General features: G+C 39.9%; 17 protein-coding genes, 2 tRNA genes and 1 other RNA gene. 7 read left to right on the top strand and 13 right to left on the bottom strand.

The window, feature by feature from the left end; genetic code table 11:
* Positions 1-28: 28 nt before the first annotated feature.
* The 5 genes from ACWIT3_RS06010 to gloB form a co-directional block, all read right to left on the bottom strand.
* Positions 29-113 (bottom strand) — tRNA-Leu (locus ACWIT3_RS06010).
* Between the two features lie 5 nt (positions 114-118).
* Positions 119-195: transfer RNA gene (locus tag ACWIT3_RS06005), tRNA-Met, on the bottom strand.
* Positions 196-342: 147 nt separating this feature from the next.
* On the bottom strand, positions 343-1,566 hold the full coding sequence (locus tag ACWIT3_RS06000; protein WP_457161861.1) for an ROK family protein: 1,224 nt from the start codon (positions 1,564-1,566) through the stop codon (positions 343-345).
* Positions 1,567-1,643: 77 nt separating this feature from the next.
* Positions 1,644-2,948 carry a glutamyl-tRNA reductase gene (gene hemA / locus ACWIT3_RS05995; protein WP_457161860.1) on the bottom strand — a complete coding sequence of 435 codons (1,305 nt, stop codon included), beginning with the start codon at positions 2,946-2,948 and terminating at the stop codon, positions 1,644-1,646.
* 139 nt (positions 2,949-3,087) lie between these two features.
* Positions 3,088-3,789, bottom strand: a complete 702-nt coding sequence (gloB, locus tag ACWIT3_RS05990; protein ID WP_457161859.1) for a hydroxyacylglutathione hydrolase — start codon at positions 3,787-3,789, stop codon at positions 3,088-3,090.
* 24 nt (positions 3,790-3,813) lie between these two features.
* On the opposite strand from gloB, the gene ACWIT3_RS05985 reads away from it, so the two are divergent.
* From ACWIT3_RS05985 to ssrA, 4 genes are all read left to right on the top strand, one after another.
* Complete coding sequence (locus ACWIT3_RS05985) at positions 3,814-4,530, top strand: methyltransferase domain-containing protein (RefSeq protein ID WP_457161858.1); 717 nt, start codon at positions 3,814-3,816, stop codon at positions 4,528-4,530.
* A 76-nt stretch (positions 4,531-4,606) separates the two neighbouring features.
* Positions 4,607-6,367 carry a 30S ribosomal protein S12 methylthiotransferase accessory factor YcaO gene (gene ycaO, locus ACWIT3_RS05980; RefSeq protein WP_457161857.1) on the top strand — a complete coding sequence of 587 codons (1,761 nt, stop codon included), beginning with the start codon at positions 4,607-4,609 and terminating at the stop codon, positions 6,365-6,367.
* A 122-nt stretch (positions 6,368-6,489) separates the two neighbouring features.
* On the top strand, positions 6,490-6,909 hold the full coding sequence (locus ACWIT3_RS05975) for a YhcB family protein (protein ID WP_457161856.1): 420 nt from the start codon (positions 6,490-6,492) through the stop codon (positions 6,907-6,909).
* 153 nt (positions 6,910-7,062) lie between these two features.
* Positions 7,063-7,429, top strand: a transfer-messenger RNA (tmRNA) gene (gene ssrA, locus ACWIT3_RS05970).
* A gap of 122 nt (positions 7,430-7,551) precedes the next feature.
* Here the strand turns inward: ssrA and hrpA are convergent.
* From hrpA to ompA, 8 genes are all read right to left on the bottom strand, one after another.
* Positions 7,552-11,463, bottom strand: coding sequence for an ATP-dependent RNA helicase HrpA (gene hrpA / locus ACWIT3_RS05965; protein WP_457161855.1), 3,912 nt, complete (start codon positions 11,461-11,463; stop codon positions 7,552-7,554).
* A gap of 5 nt (positions 11,464-11,468) precedes the next feature.
* A complete protein-coding gene (locus tag ACWIT3_RS05960; protein WP_457161854.1) occupies positions 11,469-11,846 on the bottom strand; it encodes a DUF423 domain-containing protein in 378 nt (125 codons plus the stop codon).
* A 20-nt stretch (positions 11,847-11,866) separates the two neighbouring features.
* On the bottom strand, positions 11,867-12,319 hold the full coding sequence (locus ACWIT3_RS05955; RefSeq protein WP_457161853.1) for a DUF441 domain-containing protein: 453 nt from the start codon (positions 12,317-12,319) through the stop codon (positions 11,867-11,869).
* A 110-nt stretch (positions 12,320-12,429) separates the two neighbouring features.
* Positions 12,430-12,759 (bottom strand): Grx4 family monothiol glutaredoxin, encoded by a 330-nt coding sequence (gene grxD / locus ACWIT3_RS05950; protein ID WP_046338622.1) that lies wholly within the window; start codon positions 12,757-12,759, stop codon positions 12,430-12,432.
* An 84-nt stretch (positions 12,760-12,843) separates the two neighbouring features.
* On the bottom strand, positions 12,844-13,611 hold the full coding sequence (locus tag ACWIT3_RS05945) for a TPM domain-containing protein (RefSeq protein WP_457161852.1): 768 nt from the start codon (positions 13,609-13,611) through the stop codon (positions 12,844-12,846).
* On the bottom strand, positions 13,604-14,047 hold the full coding sequence (locus ACWIT3_RS05940) for a TPM domain-containing protein (protein ID WP_046338624.1): 444 nt from the start codon (positions 14,045-14,047) through the stop codon (positions 13,604-13,606). Before ACWIT3_RS05940 ends, ACWIT3_RS05945 begins: the two co-directional genes overlap by 8 nt.
* A gap of 10 nt (positions 14,048-14,057) precedes the next feature.
* Positions 14,058-14,639 (bottom strand): LemA family protein, encoded by a 582-nt coding sequence (locus tag ACWIT3_RS05935; protein WP_046338625.1) that lies wholly within the window; start codon positions 14,637-14,639, stop codon positions 14,058-14,060.
* Between the two features lie 98 nt (positions 14,640-14,737).
* Positions 14,738-15,799, bottom strand: a complete 1,062-nt coding sequence (gene ompA / locus ACWIT3_RS05930; protein ID WP_457161851.1) for a porin OmpA — start codon at positions 15,797-15,799, stop codon at positions 14,738-14,740.
* A gap of 531 nt (positions 15,800-16,330) precedes the next feature.
* Between ompA and ydiJ the strand changes: the two genes are divergently transcribed.
* From ydiJ to hemH, 3 genes are read left to right on the top strand one after another with little or no spacing between them, the layout of a single operon-like run.
* The gene (gene ydiJ / locus ACWIT3_RS05925; protein ID WP_457161850.1) at positions 16,331-19,423 is read left to right on the top strand and encodes a D-2-hydroxyglutarate dehydrogenase YdiJ; all 3,093 of its coding nucleotides are present in this window, start codon (positions 16,331-16,333) and stop codon (positions 19,421-19,423) included.
* Positions 19,420-19,839, top strand: coding sequence for a hotdog fold thioesterase (locus tag ACWIT3_RS05920; RefSeq protein ID WP_457161849.1), 420 nt, complete (start codon positions 19,420-19,422; stop codon positions 19,837-19,839). Before ydiJ ends, ACWIT3_RS05920 begins: the two co-directional genes overlap by 4 nt.
* Complete coding sequence (gene hemH / locus ACWIT3_RS05915) at positions 19,832-20,797, top strand: ferrochelatase (protein ID WP_457161848.1); 966 nt, start codon at positions 19,832-19,834, stop codon at positions 20,795-20,797. Before ACWIT3_RS05920 ends, hemH begins: the two co-directional genes overlap by 8 nt.
* Positions 20,798-20,834 lie beyond the last annotated feature (37 nt).

Genomic DNA, 20,834 nt, shown 5'->3' with positions numbered 1-20,834 from the left:
TACTATATTTGACTTGCAAGCTAATGAATGGTGCGGGACGAGGGACTTGAACCCACACACCTCTCGGCGCCAGAACCTAAATCTGGTGCGTCTACCAATTTCGCCAGTCCCGCAAATATGGTGGCTATGACGGGATTCGAACCTGTGACCCCAACATTATGAGTGTTGTGCTCTAACCAACTGAGCTACATAGCCATTTTATTATTTGCATTCACCACATCGGCTTTGCGGGGCTAATTATGCTGATATCGCCCCCACTCGTCAACTCTTTTTTTTATAAAAATGAAAATTTTAACTCATTCGCATACACTTTGAACAAATCGCTTTAAAACCAAGCAAAGATTACTCAGATAACAATCGGCGTAATAAGCTACCGTCTAACAATGCACGCTTAATTAACGCAAAGGCACCGATGACATCTTCATTTTTTAATTCCGAGGCAACTAAAGGAGTATTTTTGACAAACGCAGGTAACGCATGACTCTCTAAAGAGCGTTGAATCGCGGCAAACAAAATACCTTTTGCCTGAGTAATTTCACCTGAAATCACGATTTTTTCAGGATTAAACATATTCACACTCATGGCTAACACTCGCCCAATTTGCACGCCCACATGTTCAATGAGTTCGCTAGCAGCCGCATCATGCTTGTTACTTGCTTTACAAATTGCCTCAATATCATGAGTGTCTAAAGAAAGCCATTTACTCTGATAACCGTCTTGTAATAACTCGTGCATTTTTTTCTCAATAGCCGTGTTACTGACTACTGTTTCTAAACACCCCACATTACCACATAAACAGCGTTTACCGAGTGGATCCACTTGAATATGTCCAATTTCACCCACGTTATTTTTATAGCCAAGAAAGACTTCATGATTGATCACGATTCCCGCGCCAACACCTCGGTGGATGCGTAATAACAAGGAATCATAACAATCTTGAGTTACACCAAAATAATGCTCTGCCAATGCTAGACTGCGTACATCATGACCAATGAAAGTAGCCAGATGAAAATGTTCTGAAATCAGATTGGCGAGGTCCCAAGGTTTTTCGAGATTAAGGTGAGGAATAAATTCAATCATGCTGGTTTTCACATCAACAAAACCTGGTACCGTAATACCAATTGCAATAAATTCACAACCTCGTTTCTGATTCTCTTCAATAAAAATCGCTAACTGTTTCAGTAAAAATGCTTCAATGCACTCTACACTTTGATTTTCAGGTAACTCAAAAACCTCGCGTTTTAGTAACTTCGTTGAGAGGTCCATGATAGCAAACGTAGTGTGTTTGCGTCCTAAACGAATCAAAATTGAGCGGAATGCTTTATGTTCAGCAATAATAGAAGTTGCTCGACGCCCCCCTGTTGATTCTTGCTGTTCAACTTCTTTGATCAATCCTCGCGCTAAAAGATGACGTGTAATTTTTGTCACACTTGCGGGTGCAAGTTGGCTTAATTCAGAAATTTGAATACGAGAAATGGGCCCTTGTTGATCAATCAATTTATACACAACGGCACTATTCATTTGTTTAACTAAATCAACATTTGCAATTTGATGATTTTCTCGCATGTTCTACCCCAATAAAAAAACAATCCTTTTATTTTAAAATGGATCAACCGAATTAGAAATCATTTTTGAAAGACAATTCACTTTTGTTCATCTTTTAACGTAGAAGAAAATAATTCTAAACCACACGCATTGCCCGCTTTAACCATTCCATTCATCACTTGAGTCGGTGAATGTAATAATTTATTTGTGAGCTTATAACTGAGTGCTTGCAATACACTTTCTGCACTTTCCCCTTGCTTTAGGGCGACAAGCGCTTTGTTGACTAACTGTTGACGAATCGCCTCCGCATTCCCGCGGTATGAACGGATAAGAGTAGAAAATTGATGCACTTTTAACCACTCAAAATAGTCATCACACTCTTGTTGAATAATCGCTTGTGCTTGTTCTGCTGCTTTTTGTCTTTCTGTTAAGTTATTTTGGATAATATGTTGTAAATCATCAACTGTATAATGATATACACTTTCTAATGTGCTCACAGTTTCTTCTACATCTCTTGGAACAGCCAGATCAATTAATAACATCGGTAACTGACGACGTGCTTTTTGTGCGATTTTTATCATGTCTGTATGAATTAAGGTCGTTGCGCTTCCTGTTGAGCTGATCACAATATCAGCTTGATTTAAGCCTTGTTGCAACTGCGCCAATGATAAAATTTGGATCTGTTCTGTCGCCTCTAATTTTTCAACTAAATACTGGGCACGTTCAAAGGTACGATTAGCAATCATAATATGTTGTACACCATGGCGTAAAAGATGGCGACAAGCGAGCTCAATGGTTTCTCCTGCACCAACAAATAATACCTTTAACGTTTTAAGAGATTCAAAAATTTGACGCGCTAAGCTACAAGCAGCATAAGCAACAGAAACGGCACTTCCACCAATGTTTGTTTCACTACGTACACGTTTCGCTGTGAGAAAGGTTTTTTGGAACAAACGAGACAGCTCACTTGAACCTGTTTGATGAGTTTCTTGCAAATAATGTTCTGTCGCTTGATAGGCTTGTTTGACTTGTCCTAAAATTTGCGGTTCACCTAAGATCAAAGAGTCCAACCCGCAAGCCACACGCATCAAGTGTAAAACCGCTTGCTGATTATGTTGAAAATAAATGGACTCTTGTAATGCCTCTAAAGGCAATTGATGCACGTCTGCAAACCATTGTATGCAGCTTTTTGTCCAAATGGATGCCTGTTGTGGAGCGATTGCGTGGTGGTGAAAATAGACCTCTGTGCGATTACAAGTTGATAAAATCACACTACTGTCAGCAAGTTTTCGTTGCTGTACCTGTTCCAATGCCTCTCGACGTTTTTCGGCTGAAAACGCCACTTTTTCACGTACTGCGACAGAGGCGGTTTTGTGATTAATACCTAGCACTAAAATTGTCATAGATTACTTAAAAATGAACCGCACTTTTATGATGACGGTTTGAATTGCCCACATGAAATAAAATGATATTTTAACTCAATTGCTATTTTATGAGCAAACCTAACCCACTCCTTTTGGCTGAAGATCACACCAGAATGAGTTAAAACACATCTTTTGCTTGTCGCAATGTTACAAATGAAGCAAGATCAGGCGCCATTAAAAACGGATTAATCTGTTTTTCGAGTCCTAAAGACGTTGGTAAACTCGGCAGACCCTGTGCCCTTAGCTGTTTGACCTGCGCTTGATGCGCTTGTAGGACAGGATGATTTTGTAAGACGGTTTCAGCAAACGCTAAATTTGATAACGTATATTCGTGGGCAGGACACACGATCGTGTCATCAGGTAAACAACTTAAACGCTGTAATCCATCAAACATCCGTTGATAATCACCCGTAAAGACCCTTCCACATCCTGCGGAGAACAAGCTATCACCACAAAATAGATGCCCATCAATGAGGTAACTCACATGCTGTTCCGTATGACCACTGGTGTCGATGACTTCAATCTGGTAATGATCCGTTTGAAACACACCAGGTTGAATAATATCCGTTGCCCCTTTTGAACGCGTTTCTTCAGGACCAAAAATGCGAGCGGTAGGATAGTATTGTTTGAATATGTCGACACCTGCAGTATGATCTGTATGATAATGAGTTAATAAGAGTGCCTCAACGGATAAGTGATGCGTCGTTAAAAATGACAGCAAATGCGAAGTTTCTGGTATATCGATCACAATTACAGGCAAATGTGCTCGTCCATACAGCCAAATATAGTTATCATTCAACGCAGGAATTGGTACTAACATAAATTATCCTTATAAGGTTCAATCATGGTGTGGGAAACAGTATACTCTCAAACAATGACATTACCACATAGTTGGCGCCAACTGCAAAATGGTGACGCTTATTGCCGCGTACTCAGTCAGTCTTTTTCAACTTGGTTTCCTAAAATTTCAGGTTATCCACTACTTAAGATTGGCGGACTAAGTGCGGAGATAACCAGCCATGTCTTTTTGCCTGAACAGCTTATTCTGACACCACTTATTACAGAACCTATACAGAAGCTTGCACAACTGCACCATGCTAACCTGCTCCAAGCCGACACCACCGCATTTCCTTTTATTGAAAAAAGTATTCATGCCTGCCTGTTAGCGAATACGTTAAATTTTAGTCAAGATCCTCATCAAGTATTACGCGAAGTCAATCGTGTTTTAACGGAAGATGGCTATCTGTTTTTGTCCTTATTTAATTCCATCAGCCCACTTCTATTCAAGCGCTATCTTAACAAAAAACATCATGAAAAATTACGAGTCCGTTATTATTCCACATGGCGTATTTTAGATTGGCTCGCGTTGCTCAACTTTGATATTTTAGCATGTCAAGCCCTTGCCCATCAGCAACATTCCACCTGCTTTCCTCACTTAATCATGATCGTAGCCCGTAAACGTGTTTACCCCCTCACACTTAATCTACAAAAAACCTCGTTATCTAAACCAACCCAGTTTGAACCAATTGGTGTATTTAACTCATTTCCTCTACATAAATAAATACAATTTGACTTGCGGTAGGGAGTAAACTCTCCTATTATGCCGACCTGCAAAAACAATAAGAAATAGGATAAGCATGTCTGAACAAACTTTTATTCTTGGCAAAGATGCCGCACTTGAAGAAAGTATTAACAAATTTCAACAAAAACTGACCGCACTTGGCTTTCATATTGAAGAAGTGTCTTGGTTAAACCCTGTACCAAATGTGTGGTCTGTGCATATTCGTGACAAAGATTGCCCTCAATGCTTCACAAACGGTAAAGGTGCCACGAAAAAAGCTGCTTTAGCCTCGGCATTAGGCGAATATTTTGAACGTCTTTCGACAAATTACTTTTTTGCTGACTTTTATTTAGGCAAAAACATCGCCAATAGTGAGTTTGTTCATTATCCAAATGAGAAATGGTTTCCTATTGAAGATGACACGCTACTGCCAACGGGGCTCCTCAATGACGAACTGTTAGATTATTACGATCCTAATCAGGAACTCACGCCTGACTTACTGATCGATTTACAATCGGGTCACTATGAACGAGGCATTGTTGCCTTGCCTTATGTTCGTCAGTCTGATCAATCCCTTGTTTATATTCCACAAAGTATTATTGCAAATTTATATGTATCTAATGGGATGTCTGCGGGGAATAGTCAATTTGAAGCACGTGTTCAAGCACTTTCTGAAATTTTTGAACGTCATATTAAAAATAAAATTATTGCAGAAGCAATAAGTTTACCGTTAATCCCTGCAGAAACGATGGCTCGATTCCCTGCGATTCAAGCAGCAATCCAAAAGTTAGAGGAAGAAGGTTTTCCTATCTTAGCGTATGATGCATCCCTCGGTGGCAAATATCCTGTCATTTGTGTAGTACTATTGAATCCGACGAATAGTACCTGCTTCGCATCTTTCGGTGCTCATCCCAATTTTCAAGTCGCATTGGAACGTACAGTGACTGAACTTTTACAAGGTCGCAGCTTAAAAGATCTTGATGGATTTTCTCCTCCTTCATTTAATCAGGACGATGTTGCAGAACAAGCCAACTTAGAAACCCACTTTATTGACTCAAGTGGTCTTATTTCATGGGATTTATTCAAAAAAGAGGCAGATTACTCGTTTGTCGATTGGGATTTTTCAGGAACCACTGAACAGGAATATCACAATTTAATGTCTATTTTCCAAGCAGAACAAAAAGAAGTGTATATCATGGACTATACGCATTTAGGTGTGTATGCCTGCCGTATTCTTGTACCAGGCATGTCCGATATTTACCCTGCTGATGATTTAATTTATGCGAATAATAATATGGGTATGGATTGGCGAGAAATCCTTCTCGACTTACCACACTTTCATCATTCACAAGAGACTTATTATGAACTCTTATCTGAATTAGATGAGCAAGGTATTGACGATGCAGTACGTGTACGGGAATTTATTGGTCTCGTTGCACCGCAACAATCTGGTTGGGCAACATTACGTATTGGTGAACTAAAATCTATGTTGTATTTAGCTGTGGGTGATTTAAATGCCGCACTTGATTGGGCAACGTGGACCTTAAATATGAATAGCTCTGTTTTCAGTGCAGAAAGAGCAAATTATTATCGTTGTTTAGTCAATAGTATTATGTTATTTGTAGATAAAAATCGTGATCCTGCCCAATACCGTATGGTATTTGAGAAACTGTATGGTCAACATGCTGTAGAGGCAAGTTGGACCGCATTACAAGGTGGAAATCCATTCTACGATTTGATCGCGGATGATGAACATCTATGCCATTTTGGTGAACATCAAAAATTGCTACAAGCGTATGAGAAATTACAACGCGCGAAACGTAACACCAAAAACTAAGTCAACGATAATGGGGCATCATTTGGTGCCCTTTCTCATTGTTGTGATCCAGTGCAAAGAAATGTTTTTTATTTCGTGATAACATAAATACATTGTGTTGATTAATGATAAGGAGTGATGTTATGCAAAATTGGACCCCTGAAATGTGGCAAGCTGGGCTAGTCGGTTTAATTATTGGCTTAATTATTGGTTATTTATTTCTACGTTTCACAAAAGACTCCGTCAAAAAACAAGTGAAAACAGAGACTGAGCTACAAAAAGTAAAAAATCAATTAGATCTTCAAAAACAAGAACTTGAAAAACATTTTGCAGAAAGTGCGGAGTTGTTAAAAAACATTGCGCAAGATTACCAAAAATTGTATACCCATCTTGCGACCTCATCGACACAGTTGTTACCAGAGTTAAGTCATAAACCCTTATTCTCACAAGAATTAATTGGTCAGCACACAACCGAACAACCCCTTCATCTTAGCTCAGATGAGCAACCAAGAGATTACTCTGAAGGCTCATCTGGTTTATTGAAAGATAAGATAAGAAACTAACGAATTAATCTCTCTAATTCATGAAAAGCTAGCAAAACCATCATTCTAGCTTTTTTATTGTACGTTATTCCTGAAGGTTGACATGATTCTCGTCTATCAATCCAAAAATGCTTTTATTTTGCAGGTGTTTTTGGTAGACTGTGCCAGATTTTTGGGGCTGATTCTGGATTCGACGGGATTAGCGAAGCCCAAGGTGCACGTCGAGGTGCGGTAGGCCTCGTAAACAAACCGCAAAAAAATAGTCGCAAACGACGAACAATACGCTTTAGCAGCTTAATAACCTGCTCATAGCCTTCTCTCCCTAGCTTCCGCTCGTAAGACGGGGATCCAGAGGAGTCAAATTCAAACGAGATCGCGTGGACGCCTCCGCTTGTGGATCGAAACGTTAAATTGAATCAAGCTAGTTTATCTGTCGCGTGTCTGTCCGCAGTGGGTAAATGAAATTAAAGACTAGACTAAACGTGTAGTGCTGAAGGTAGAGTAATTTCGGACGCGGGTTCAACTCCCGCCAGCTCCACCACTGAATTGAAACCAAGATTGCATAAAAGCCAGAATAATGAATATTCTGGCTTTTTTGTTATTTAATTCAAAAACGCATAAATAAAGAAAAAGGCAGAAATCTCTGCCTTTTATTTTTTGCGCTTAACCTAATTCTTTAATCGCATTTAAAATCCTTTTGTCTGAAATTGGGTATTTAGTACCGAGTTGTTGGGCAAATAGACTGACTCGTAATTCCTCAATCATATAGGGAATTTCTTTTACCTCATCAGAGTGCGGTTTAGATTTTGGCAGTTTTGCAAGGAGCTGCTGATACGCTTGGTTGACTTGCTCTACTCTTAACATTGCTGCACGATCACGATTCACATCTTGCAACAATTTATCAATCCGTTTATCAATGCCTTGCAAATAACGTTGTAAATCATTCAAACGGGCATACCCTGTTTTTTGCACAAAGCCTTGATAAATCAAGCCACTGAGTTGTGCTTTGATATCGGATAACGCAAATGCCATGGTGAAATCCATTTTGCCTTTTAAGCGTTTGTTAAGCTCATAAGTTAAGGTCAAAATTTGTTCCACTTGTTTGGCAATTTCAACAGTGGTTTCATTTAAATTCTCACGAATAAAATCACGTAATTTATCAAAATCCGTTTCATTCCAAACTAATCCACCAAAATCGTTCATCAGCTTATCTACGGCACAGGCGATACAATCATCAATCAAATCCAATACTCGCCCAAATGGTGTGAAATACAAACCGAGTTTCGATTTATTCGGCAGTTTTTCATGTAGATATTTAATTGGCGAAGGTACGTTGAGCAATAATAAACGGCACAAGCCTTGTTGCATAGCGACCTGCTGCTCAAATTCCGTTTCAAATAATTTAATCCCTACTGCTTCTTTTTCATCGACAATCGCAGGGAAAGCTTTCACCGTAAAACCCCGTTTTTTCTGCTCATAACATTGTGGTAAGTTATCGAAGTTCCAAACGTGGATACCACTTTGCTCGATACCGTCATCTGCCACTGCAGAAATACTTTCTTGTACTTGATCTTTTAATTGGAATTTCAGGCTATCTAAGTCCATTGATTCAGCAATTTTTTTGCCTTTATCGTCAATCACGCGGAACGTCATTTTTAAATGGCTTGGTAACTGATCTAATTGCCAACTTTCAGGCTCAACGCTCACGCCAGTCATTCGGCGAAGCTCATAAATCAGACTTTCTAAAAGTGGCTTTTCAAGCGGCTTTGCTCGTCCTAAAAAGGCTTCTGCATAATTTGGCGCAGGCACAAAATTACGACGCAACGATTTTGGTAGCGACTTAATTAACGCAATAATCAACTCTTTGCGTAAGCCTGGAATTTGCCAGTCAAAACCCGTCATTTCCACTTGATTTAACAAAGGTAGAGGAATGTGAACTGTTACCCCGTCAGCATCTGTTCCTGGCTCAAATTGGTAAGTCAGTTTAAATTTCAAATTGCCTTGATGCCAAAAATTAGGGAAATCTAACTCACTCACTTGTTCGGCATCTTCTTTCGTTAAAAAGGCTTTTTCAAAATTCAGTAACTCAGGATCTTTTTGACTGACTTTTTTCCACCAACTATCAAAATGGCGTTGAGAAACCACTTCTGTGCCAATGCGTTGATCATAAAATTCAAATAAAGTGCGTTCATCAACCAAAATATCACGACGACGGCTTTTATGCTCTAAATCCTCAATTTCACGAATCAATTGGCGATTTTGGTGGAAGAATTTATGTTTGGTGAACCAATCCCCTTCAACTAACGCCGATTGAATAAAAATTTCGCGGCTCATTTGTGGATCTATCGAGCCATAATTCACTGGGCGACTTGCTACGATTGGCACACCATACAAGCTCACTTTCTCATCTGCCATCACTGCGCCTTTGGATTTTGACCAGCGAGGCTCGGCATAAGATTTTTTAATCAAGTGTGCAGCTAAAGGTTCAATCCATTCAGGATCAATATCCGCCACCATTCGCCCCCAAAGTCTTGAGGTTTCCACCAATTCTGCAGCCATACACCATTTCGGCTGTTTCTTAAATAAAACAGAGTTAGGGAAAATCGCAAAGTGTGCATTACGAGCCCCTAAATACTGCTGTTTTTCACTTTCTTTCATACCAATATGCGACAACAAACCACTTAAAAGTGCGGTATGAATTTGTGAATATTCTGCGGGCTGAGAATTTATCGGTAGCCCCATTTCACGCACAGTAAGGCGAATTTGATGATAAATATCCTGCCATTCACGAATTCTTAAATAGTTTAAATAATCCTTTTGGCATAAACGGCGGAATTGGTTTTTCGATAATTCTTTTTGTTGCGTTTGGATAAATTGCCATAAATTAAAGAAGGCTAAGAAATCCGATTTTTTATCGGCAAAACGGCGATGTTTATCGTCCGCTGATTGTTGTTTTTCTTGTGGACGCTCGCGTGGATCTTGAATCGACAATGCCGACACAATAATCATCACTTCGTGCAAACAATTCAATTTCACTGCGGTCAACAACATTTTTGCCAAACGAGGGTCAACTGGCAACTGCGCTAATTGTCTACCCGCTTGAGTTAATTGACGTTTTTCACCAAATTTTGTTTTGACGAAATGAAAAGCTTCTAATTCTTCTAATAACTTGATCCCGTCTTGAATATTACGTTTATCGGGTGCATCAACAAATGGAAACGCATCAATATCGTCCAATCCAAGCGCAGTCATTTGTAAAATAACCGAAGCAAGATTGGTGCGTAAAATTTCAGGATCAGTAAACTCAGGACGACTATTAAAATCCTCCTCTGAATACAAGCGAATACAAATCCCCTCGCTCACACGTCCACAACGCCCTTTGCGCTGATTCGCCGAGGCTTGAGAAATCGGCTCAATCGGTAAACGTTGCACTTTTGTGCGATAGCTATAACGAGAAATACGTGCGGTACCAGGGTCGATTACATATTTAATGCCAGGCACGGTTAACGAGGTTTCAGCTACGTTTGTCGCCAGTACGATGCGGTTTAAACCTGATGGGTGAAAGATTTTATTCTGTTCTTGTGCCGATAAACGCGCAAAGAGCGGTAAAATTTCGGTATGTTTTAAATCCTGTTTTTGCAAGGCTTCCGCAGTATCTCGAATTTCACGCTCACCGTTCATAAAAATGAGAATATCACCACGCCCTTCCGCTTGTAGCTCATCGACCGCATCTAAAATGGCTTGTAATTGATCTTGTTCTTCATTTTCAACAACGGGACGATAGCGCACTTCAACAGGATAAGTTCTGCCTGAAACCTCAATAATTGGCGCATTATTAAAATGTTTAGAAAAACGTTCTACGTCAATCGTTGCAGACGTGATGATCAACTTAAGATCAGGGCGTTTTGGAAGAAGCTGTTTTAAATAGCCAAGAATGAAATCGTTATTTAAGCTACGCTCGTGTGCTTCATCAATGATTAACGTATCATATTGATTTAAAAAGCGATCGTTTTGAATCTCGGCTAATAAAATACCGTCGGTCATCAATTTGACCATCGTATTTTCACTGATTTGATCAGTAAAACGGACTTTATAACCCACTAAATCGCCAAGCTCTGTTTTTAATTCTTCTGCAATGCGAGTGGCCACAGAACGTGCTGCGATACGGCGAGGTTGCGTATGACCAATTAAGCCTTTTGTCCCTAAGCCTAACTCCAAACACATTTTAGGTAATTGGGTGGTTTTTCCTGATCCCGTTTCACCAGCAATGACTACCACTTGATGTTGTGAAATCAACTTTTGGATTTCGTCTTTACGCTGACTTACTGGTAAATTTTCAGGAAATTCGATATTTTTGACCGCACTTTTGCGCTGATTTAAACGTGCTTTTGCTAATTGGACTTGTCTCTGAATGTCGGCGGCAACGGCTTGTTGAGCCTGTTCATTTTTAATATTGCTAATGCCTTTAATTCGAGCCAAAAGCTGACGATAATCCCCATTCATCACCTCATTGAGTTCTGATAATAGGGATTTTTGTAATGTGCTAAATTCCGTTTTTCTTAGATTCTTCTTCATACCACTTAATTTTTAATACTTCGATATGCTAATGCGGCCCAACCAATTAAAAATAATGTGCCGCCAATTGGCGTTGCCCATACTAAAGCTTTGCTTGCACCTAAGGCTAATAAATATAAACTGCCACTGAAAAGCAAGATGCCAAATGACCAGGTTGTGCCAATCACCGAAACGCATCTATCACAATCAATACGCAAATAAGCCTGTAACCCACCAAGCACCATCAAGGCGACAGTATGGAACATTTGATATTTTAAACCTGTATCAATCCACGCAAGGGCTTGTGGTGAAAGTGTTTTTTCTAAGCCGTGCGCTGCAAATGCACCAAATGCGATACAAAAAAATCCACTTAATGCCGCAATAAATAACCATTTATTTTTCATCGATTGTTCCTTATTTCACGTTATGATTTACCCAAAAATAACGAAAGAATCCCCGCCGCAATTAACGGTCCAACAGGAATTCCCCCAACAAACGCCACCCCTAAAATCGTACCGATTAATAATCCCGTTAATAATATCGGCTGGGTTCCCATTAAGCTAACACCACGCCCACCAAGCCATGCAACCAACAATCCAACAGCAACGGCTAACCACATTCTCCAATTTAAGAAAATACTGAGATCAGGCAGCTGAATTTTGCCTGACACAATCGGGCTCAATACGCCAATCGTGAGAATGATGATCCCAATAGTAATGCCATTTTTTTCCATAAATGGAATATATTGCGCTAAAAATGTTTGTTGCATTAATAACAAAATTGCGGCTGAAATTGTCACTGAGCTGTTATTACTTAATACGCCGAGCAAAATCAATACAACCAATAATAATGCGACGGAATTAAACTGTAAGGACATAAAACTCTCTAAACATGCAGTTGATGTTGGTAAAGAATTATAACAAGTTATTCTTTATTTGTGGTGCTGATTGAGAAAAGAAAACCCGCAAAATTGCGGGCTTTAAGATATTATTCTTGTGGATGTTTTGCTGCTACTTCAGCTAATAAAGTTTGTAATTCGCCTTGTTGAAACATTTCTAAAATGATGTCACAACCCCCGATTAACTCACCTTCCACCCATAATTGTGGGAATGTTGGCCAGTTTGCGTAGGCGGGTAATTCAGCACGAATATCAGGGTGTTGTAAAATATCAACGTAACCGAAAGGCACTTTGCAATGCATCAATGCTTCCACTGCACGCGCAGAAAAGCCACAAGATGGGAATTTTGGTGAACCTTTCATATAAATAAGAATAGGGTTTTCACTGATTTGTTTTTTGATTTTATCTAAGGTTTCCATAATTGTCCTCGAAAGTAAATAAACGGTGATATTGTAGCACAGAGAAAAAAACTGACCAATAACCCGACTGCAATAATCAACTATTTACCAGCTACCGCCAGCGCCACCGCCACCGAAACTGCCACCGCCGAATCCACCACCAGATCCGCCACCGCCTCCAAATCCACCGAAGCCGCCACCGCCACGATAATTACTGCCACGCCCGAATGTGCTGCCTCTGCGTGATGAATGATGTCCTGTTGGGCTAATGTAAGGGGTTGCGCGTAAGTCACTTAATACCACAAATAAGATGAATACCACCACCATAAAAATGGGAATGTAATCTTCCCAACTGTCTTCATCTGCAACTTGGTTTGGATCAAACTCGCCTTTACTGGCTGCAATAAGGTAGTTTAAACCGTTATTAATCCCCTCGGCATACTGACCTTGTTTAAAATAAGGCGTAATTTGATGGCGAATGAGTTGAGATAAAAAGGCATCAGGCAATACCCCCTCTAAGCCTTGTCCAACCCCGATGAACATTTTGCGATCATCTTTTGCAATCAGCATCAGTACGCCATTATTTAATTGCTTACGACCAATCCCCCATTTATCGCCCAACTCAAATGTGTACTGTGAAATCTCATATTCTTCTGTGGAAGGAATGATCACTACTGCAATTTGTGAGCTTGTTTCCTTACCGTAAGCAATTAACTTTTGCTCTAATGCCCCTTTCTCGCGAGCCGATAATGTGTTGGTGTAATCATTCACATATTGGAACGGATTAGGCGAAGGGGGAAATTGTGCTGCAAAAGCGGATAAGGTAAAGAAAAAAGAGAAAAAAATGACCGCACTTTTTAGCCATCTAACCATTGATAATCACCTCATTGTCTAATTCATTCTTATCATTTGGTTGAATAGGAAAGTGTAAAGCAAGCTCTTTTCCTGTATTTTCAATTGCAGTCACAATGCCCTGTGTGTAGTTGCCTTGACGAAAATGGCTTATCATCACATCACATTGTTGCTGCCAAAAGGGTTCGCCAACATATTGATGAATACCGTAATCACCAATAATTGAGCATTGATGAGATTTAAAGGCGACATAAATTAACACGCCATTACGCGCGCTGGTTTCTTGCATGCCAAGCTCATTAAAAATTTGCAATGCACGCTCTACACCTGAACTCATTTGTTTAGGCATTTTACTTTCCACATAAACACGCAATTCTGCCGAGCTTTTTTGCTCAAGTTGAGAAATGGCTTTCTCAACTTGTTGTTTATCAATTGGAATTTTTGAAAATAAAGCCATTTGATTCTTCTTAATTAAAATTCACCACTGGCGCATTTGCTGCACCTTCTACAGATTTGAAATATGGTTTTTCTTTAAATCCAAATAACATTGCCACTAACTTCGTTGGGAATTGACGTACTTTTTGATTATAAATACGTGCGGCTTCGTTAAATTTATTACGCGCAACATTAATACGATTTTCAGTGCCTTCAAGCTGAGCTTGTAAATTCATAAAGCCTTCATTGGCTTTCAATGCAGGATATTGCTCAACAGTCACTAATAAACGAGATAACGCAGAGCCCACTTCATTTTGATTTTGTTGGAATTGAGCAAGTTGTTCTTCAGTCAGATTTGCAGGATCAATTTTTGTTTGAGTGGCTTTTGCACGCGCTTCAATCACTTGCGTTAAGGTGTTTTTCTCAAAATCCGCTTGACCTTTCACGGTATTCACTAAGTTTGGAATTAAGTCCGCACGACGTTGGTAAGAAGATTCCACATTCGCCCATACAGAATCAATTTCTTCTTCTGCTTTCACTAAGCCATTGTAACTGGTCATCACTGTAAACCCAGCAACAATTGCCACTACAATCAATACAAGCCACTTTTTCATTTCAACGTTCCTTTAAATTTAATTAACGAATAAAAGAAAAGACCTAAACAACTACGTTTAGGTCTTTTAAAATTCTTGCTATAAGCCTAACAAATGAATTATTTGTTACCTTTAACTGCAATTTCAACGCGACGATCGTCAGCTAAACACGCGATAAGTGCTTTACGACCTTTAACCGCGTCACATTTGTTGCCAGTTACTGGGTTAGCTTCACCATGACCTGTTGCCATGATAGCGTTTTGTGCAACACCTTTCGCAACTAAGTAGTTTGCAACTGTGTCAGCACGACGTTGTGATAATTTTAAGTTATAAGCATCTGCACCTAAACGGTCAGTATAACCTGAAACAGCTACTGAAGCCGCTTTTAATTGTGCGATTTCACCGTAGATACCATCTAACACGTTTTGTGCAGCTGGTTTTAAGTCTGCTTTATCGAAACCAAATGTGACATCAGAGTTTAACGTAAATGTTTTGCTCACGATTTCTGGCATCGCAACAGTTTGACCGAAGCGGTATGATAAACCTGCTGTGACAGAACCGATGCTTGGGCTGTAATCAACTTGGTGACCGCTAGCAGTTTTGTATTTACCTACACCTTTAAGCCATTGGTATTCTACACGTAATGCTAATTCAGGAATGAACGCATACTCAACACCACCAGCAAATACTGGAGAAACTTTTAAGCTGTGATTACGTACAATTTCACCTGTTGCAGCTAATTCATCTGCAATTTTGTAGTCAGAACGTACTAATGCTGCACCAACACGCGCATAAACATCTAAGCCTTCTAACACTGGGTAGCTCGCTTTTAAGCTTAAATGTGCACCATGGTTAGTATGTTTAGCGATAGTCATGCTTTCAATTGGTGCTTGTACCTTTGGAGCTAATTTTAATTTAGCACGACCAAAATCATCATAGCCTAATTCTACTGCAAAATGATCAGTGATTTGGTAACCACCAAATACGCCGTAAGTTACTGAATCATTTTTAGTACTAAGACTAACATCATTGTTGCTATAGTTAAGTTTATTTAAACCATCGTGGAAAGATGCCCAACCCGCTTTAGCACCCACATAGAATGTGTTAGCTTGTGGAGCGGCTTGTGCTACTGAAGCTGCTGCTAGTGCAGCGATAGTCAATGCGATTGCAGTTTTTTTCATTTGGATGATCCTCTTATCATTTAGTCATCTTTAAATAAAAACCAAGTTTTCATTTGATAAAACTTGGAAACACAAAATTTGTGTTCTTTCTCATCTTAAACTTTTTGTATTAAAAAGTGAACTCTTTTTAACCTACTTAGTCTAAGTCTTTACATTTCATAAGGCTTGAATTTGCCTGAATCTCTTTTGACAAATTCTTTCCTTTATTTAATTAACTGCATAAAGGAATTCTCAAAAGTCCCTATATTATCCTACCTTAGTTCTACAAAATCAAATTCTTTTCCGTAAAAGGCTATTATTTAAGCAAAAATAACACCAAAAAGGTTAAAAAATCATCATTAAATACCTCAAATCCTCTAAAATACCCAGCGATTTCTTTTCTCTTGCACAAAAAATTTTACTGATTAAAAAATTTCCAACGACATCGCATGTGAATATGATAAAATTGTCCATTATTTATTTCAGATGAAACACTTACCCTTATTTACTTAACCTTTACATTATTGTTTCAAAATTTACAGAGTGATTAACATGTTACCTCGTTTGCAAGACATCCCACAATTGAGTCCCTTGATTTCTGACTATTTAAACGACTTAAAGACCCAACATTTTGCTGGGGATATCGCGACGCACTATGCCGAACGACTCAGTTTAGCAACGGATAACAGTGTCTATCAGCAATTACCGCAAGCGATTCTGTTTCCTAAAAGCATCGCGGATATCGTCATCATCACAAAGCTCGCACAACAAACAGCTTACAAAAGCTTAACCTTTACGCCTCGTGGAGGGGGAACGGGCACGAATGGGCAGGCGATCAATCACAATATCATTGTTGATCTTTCACGCCATATGACAGCAATTTTAGAGTTAAACGTAGAACAACGTTGGGTACGTGTACAAGCAGGCGTTGTAAAAGATCAACTCAATCAATTTTTGAAACCTTACGGCTTATTCTTCTCTCCAGAATTATCTACCAGTAATCGCGCTACATTAGGCGGGATGATTAATACTGATGCTTCTGGGCAAGGTTCATTACAATATGGCAAAACCTCTGATCACGTTTTAGGGCTACGCACTGTTCTGATGAATGGTGAAATATTAGAAACACGAGCAATTAAAACAGATCACTTTGTTGATAACCTGGCACAACAGAAATTGTCAAAAACAGCACAACACTTACACCAAGACATCTTTCAGCGCTGTAAAGCACAACGTGAAAATATTATTCGAGATTTACCTCAGCTCAACCGCTTTTTAACAGGTTATGATCTGAAAAATGTCTTTAATCATGATGAAAGTGAATTTAACTTGACTCGTCTGCTAACAGGCTCAGAAGGTTCACTCGCCTTTATCTGTGAAGCCACGTTAGATCTTACGCCGATTCCACAATATCGTACGCTAATCAATGTTAAATACCGTTCTTTTGATGCCGCCTTGCGTAACGCACCATTTATGGTAAAAGCCAATGCACTCTCCGTCGAAACCATTGATTCAAAAGTCTTAAATCTCGCGAAACAAGACATTATTTGGCATTCGGTGAATGAATTGCTGCTTGAAGATGATAATCATCCTACGCTTGGTCTAAATATCGTGGAATATGCGGGTAACGATAAAGCAAAAATACAAAAACAAGTTCATGCACTCTGTGCGGAATTAGACCAAAAAATTGCGCAACAACAAGATGCCATTATTGGTTATCAAGTATGTTCGGATTTAGCGTCAATTGAACGCATTTACGCCATGCGTAAAAAAGCTGTGGGATTATTAGGCAATGCACAAGGGGCAGCAAAGCCCATTCCTTTTGTGGAAGATACCTGCGTCCCGCCAGAACACTTAGCCGATTACATCGCTCAATTCCGTGCCTTACTAGATGCTCACCAACTCGACTACGGCATGTTTGGACATGTTGATGCGGGCGTATTACATGTTCGTCCTGCGCTTGATTTATGTGATAAAGAACAAGTGATGCTTTTCAAACAGATCTCCGATCGTGTCGCAGACCTCACTCGTCAATATGGCGGCTTAATTTGGGGCGAACATGGTAAAGGTATGCGTTCACAATATGGTGAAAAATTTTTTACCCCAGAATTATGGCAAACGTTACGTCATATCAAATTTCTATTTGACCCAGATAACCGTCTCAACCCTGGTAAAATTTGTACCCCATTACAGAGCAAAGATGAACTCTATTCAATTTTATCGCCAATGCGGGCTGACCAGGATCGCCAGATCCCCATTCAAATTCGTGAGGAGTTTAACGGTGCCATGACCTGTAACGGCAATGGGCTTTGCTTTAATTTTGATGTACACAGCACGATGTGTCCTTCCATGAAAGTCAGCAAAAACCGTTTATTTTCACCCAAAGGACGTGCGGCGATTATACGCGAATGGTTACGTTTACTGGCGAATACCGATATCACGCCGAAAGAACTCGACTTTCGTCAAACTGAAATAAAATTATCTGATTTCGTCCGCCGACTACAACATACTATCCAAAAATGGCGGGGAGAATACGATTTTTCTCACGAAGTCAAAGCGGCAATGGATACTTGCCTGGCTTGTAAAGCTTGTGCAAGTCAATGCCCAATTAAAATTGATGTTCCTCATTTTCGGGCGAAATTTTTCCATTTATATCACAGCCGTTACTTACGTCCCGTCAAGGATCATGTGATGGCGAACGTGGAATACCTTGTACCATTAATGGCTAAGAAACCTACAATTTTTAATCGATTGACCCAAGCTAAATTCACACAACTCGTTGGCGAAAAAGTATTAGGCTTAGTCGATTTACCCCTATTATCTGCGCCCTCTTTGGCTCAACAGTTAGTGGAAATTGGTTATCAAGGTGACCGCTTGGAAGAATTAGAGCAGTTAAGTGCGGCTGAAAAACAACGTGTTTTACTGATTGTGCAAGATCCCTTCACGTCTTACTACGATGCGAAAGTGGTGGCTGATTTCGTCGCGCTCACCCAAAAACTCGGTTACCGACCTGTTTTATTACCATTCAAACCCAATGGTAAAGCACAGCATGTAAAAGGGTTCTTAACACGTTTTGCTAAAACTGCTAAAAATCAAGCTGACTTTTTATCACGTATGGCACAATTAAATATTGCCATGGTCGGTGTTGATTCTGCGATCGTATTGACTTATCGTGATGAGTATACACAGATTTTAGCGGACCAACGCGGTGACTTCCATGTGCTCACCTCACAGGAATGGTTGAAGAATCAACTTGATGATACACAAAGTGTATTACAAAACTGGCTAAAAACAGACCGCACTATGACCTCATATCAGTGGCATTTATTCCCACATTGTACTGAGTCAACCGCCTTGCCAAGTAGCGCAAAAGCATGGCAGCACATTTTTGCACAATTTGGGCAACAGTTGACAGTAGAAAACGTGGGATGTTGTGGCATGGCTGGCACTTTTGGACATGAAACCGCGCATCTTAAAATGTCCAAGGACATCTATGCACTCTCTTGGGCAACGAAATTAACGGGCAAAGATCCAAAATATTGTTTGGCAACGGGTTATTCCTGCCGTAGCCAAGTCAAACGTATAGAACAATGGCAACCTAAACATCCCGTACAAGCCTTATTAACACTTGTAGATAAAATATGATCTGGAAAAAAGACTATACCCTAGAACAAATGAATCATTTCTGCCGACACAGTGCGGTAGAACATCTGGCGATACAATTTAGCGCACAAGGCGAAGACTGGCTTGAAGCCACCATGCCCGTTGATCAACGTACAACGCAACCCATGGGGTTATTACACGGTGGACTGTCTGTCGCTTTAGCTGAAACGCTGGGCTCAATGGCAGGTTTTTGCTGCATTCACCACAATCAAGATGTTGTGGGATTAGACATCAATGCGAACCACTTGCGCCCAGTAAAACAAGGGAATGTCACTGGACGCGCCACCCCAATACACCTAGGCAGAAAAGTACAAGTCTGGCAAATACACATTCGGGATCAACAAAATAAACTTTGTTGCATCGCACGTTTAACGCTTTCTGTGGTCGATCATGAATAAACAAAAAATCGGTGTTATTCTAGTGAATCTAGGAACACCAACACAGCCTACGCCAAAAGCCATTTCAACGTATTTGTGGCAATTTTTAACGGATCCACGCGTTGTAGATCTCCCTCGCTATAAATGGTATCCCTTGTTAAAAGGCATTATTCTCCCTCTTCGTGCCAAACGCGTCGCTAAAAATTATGCGTCAATTTGGTCTGAAAACGGCTCACCGCTCTTAGCGATTAGCCGTGCTCAACAAACCGCTTTACAAGATTATTTTATTCAACAAAAAGAAAATATTGTGGTTGAAATCGGGATGACATATGGTCAACCTTCAATAGAAAACGCCATGCAATCTCTACAAGAGCAAGCAGTTGAAAAAGTGATCGTGTTACCACTCTACCCGCAATACAGTAGCTCCACCACAGGGGCGGTATTTGATGCCGTTGCAAATGTCATCAAAAAACAACGTGGTTTTCTGCCTTTTGACTTCATCCATTCTTATCATCTTAATCCCGATTACATTTCTGCGCTCGTGGAGTCGATTAAGACCCATTTTCAACCTGATGAATTTTTACTCTTCTCTTTTCATGGCATTCCTTTACGCTATGAAAACATGGGTGATTATTATCGTGAACACTGTAAACAAACCGTGTTAGCCGTCATTGATCGTCTAGGACTCACAGAAAATCAATGGGGACTTGCTTTCCAATCACGCTTTGGTAAAGAAGAATGGCTACAGCCCTACACAGATCAATTTTTAGCCCATGCACCAAGCCAAAACATTCAAAAAGTCGCCGTTATCTGCCCAGGTTTTGCCGCAGATTGTTTAGAAACCTTAGAAGAAATTGAAGAAGAAAACAAAGCGCTCTTTTTGGCGAATGGTGGACATTCTTATCGCTATATCCCAGCGTTAAATGCAGATCCTCACCATATTGAAATGATGGCAAATCTCATTTTAAACAAAAGATAAACGCTCAATAACAAAGGGGAATGCCCACTCAAATTGC

The organism is Pasteurella sp. P03HT (assembly GCF_054052285.1).
The sequence above is the reverse complement of the archived record's forward strand: the minus strand, read 5'-3'. Positions and strand labels throughout refer to the sequence as shown.

Coding starts and splice junctions, on each gene's coding strand:
- hemH (WP_457161848.1), top strand. CDS start 19,832: ATGAATAAACAAAAAATCGGTGTTATTCTAGTGAATCTAGGAACACCA.
- ACWIT3_RS05960 (WP_457161854.1), bottom strand. CDS start 11,846: ATGAAAAATAAATGGTTATTTATTGCGGCATTAAGTGGATTTTTTTGT.
- ACWIT3_RS05920 (WP_457161849.1), top strand. CDS start 19,420: ATGATCTGGAAAAAAGACTATACCCTAGAACAAATGAATCATTTCTGC.
- ACWIT3_RS05955 (WP_457161853.1), bottom strand. CDS start 12,319: ATGTCCTTACAGTTTAATTCCGTCGCATTATTATTGGTTGTATTGATT.
- ACWIT3_RS05945 (WP_457161852.1), bottom strand. CDS start 13,611: ATGGTTAGATGGCTAAAAAGTGCGGTCATTTTTTTCTCTTTTTTCTTT.
- gloB (WP_457161859.1), bottom strand. CDS start 3,789: ATGTTAGTACCAATTCCTGCGTTGAATGATAACTATATTTGGCTGTAT.
- ompA (WP_457161851.1), bottom strand. CDS start 15,799: ATGAAAAAAACTGCAATCGCATTGACTATCGCTGCACTAGCAGCAGCT.
- ACWIT3_RS05935 (WP_046338625.1), bottom strand. CDS start 14,639: ATGAAAAAGTGGCTTGTATTGATTGTAGTGGCAATTGTTGCTGGGTTT.
- hemA (WP_457161860.1), bottom strand. CDS start 2,948: ATGACAATTTTAGTGCTAGGTATTAATCACAAAACCGCCTCTGTCGCA.
- grxD (WP_046338622.1), bottom strand. CDS start 12,759: ATGGAAACCTTAGATAAAATCAAAAAACAAATCAGTGAAAACCCTATT.
- ACWIT3_RS05985 (WP_457161858.1), top strand. CDS start 3,814: ATGGTGTGGGAAACAGTATACTCTCAAACAATGACATTACCACATAGT.
- ydiJ (WP_457161850.1), top strand. CDS start 16,331: ATGTTACCTCGTTTGCAAGACATCCCACAATTGAGTCCCTTGATTTCT.
- ACWIT3_RS05940 (WP_046338624.1), bottom strand. CDS start 14,047: ATGGCTTTATTTTCAAAAATTCCAATTGATAAACAACAAGTTGAGAAA.
- ACWIT3_RS05975 (WP_457161856.1), top strand. CDS start 6,490: ATGCAAAATTGGACCCCTGAAATGTGGCAAGCTGGGCTAGTCGGTTTA.
- ACWIT3_RS06000 (WP_457161861.1), bottom strand. CDS start 1,566: ATGCGAGAAAATCATCAAATTGCAAATGTTGATTTAGTTAAACAAATG.
- hrpA (WP_457161855.1), bottom strand. CDS start 11,463: ATGAAGAAGAATCTAAGAAAAACGGAATTTAGCACATTACAAAAATCC.
- ycaO (WP_457161857.1), top strand. CDS start 4,607: ATGTCTGAACAAACTTTTATTCTTGGCAAAGATGCCGCACTTGAAGAA.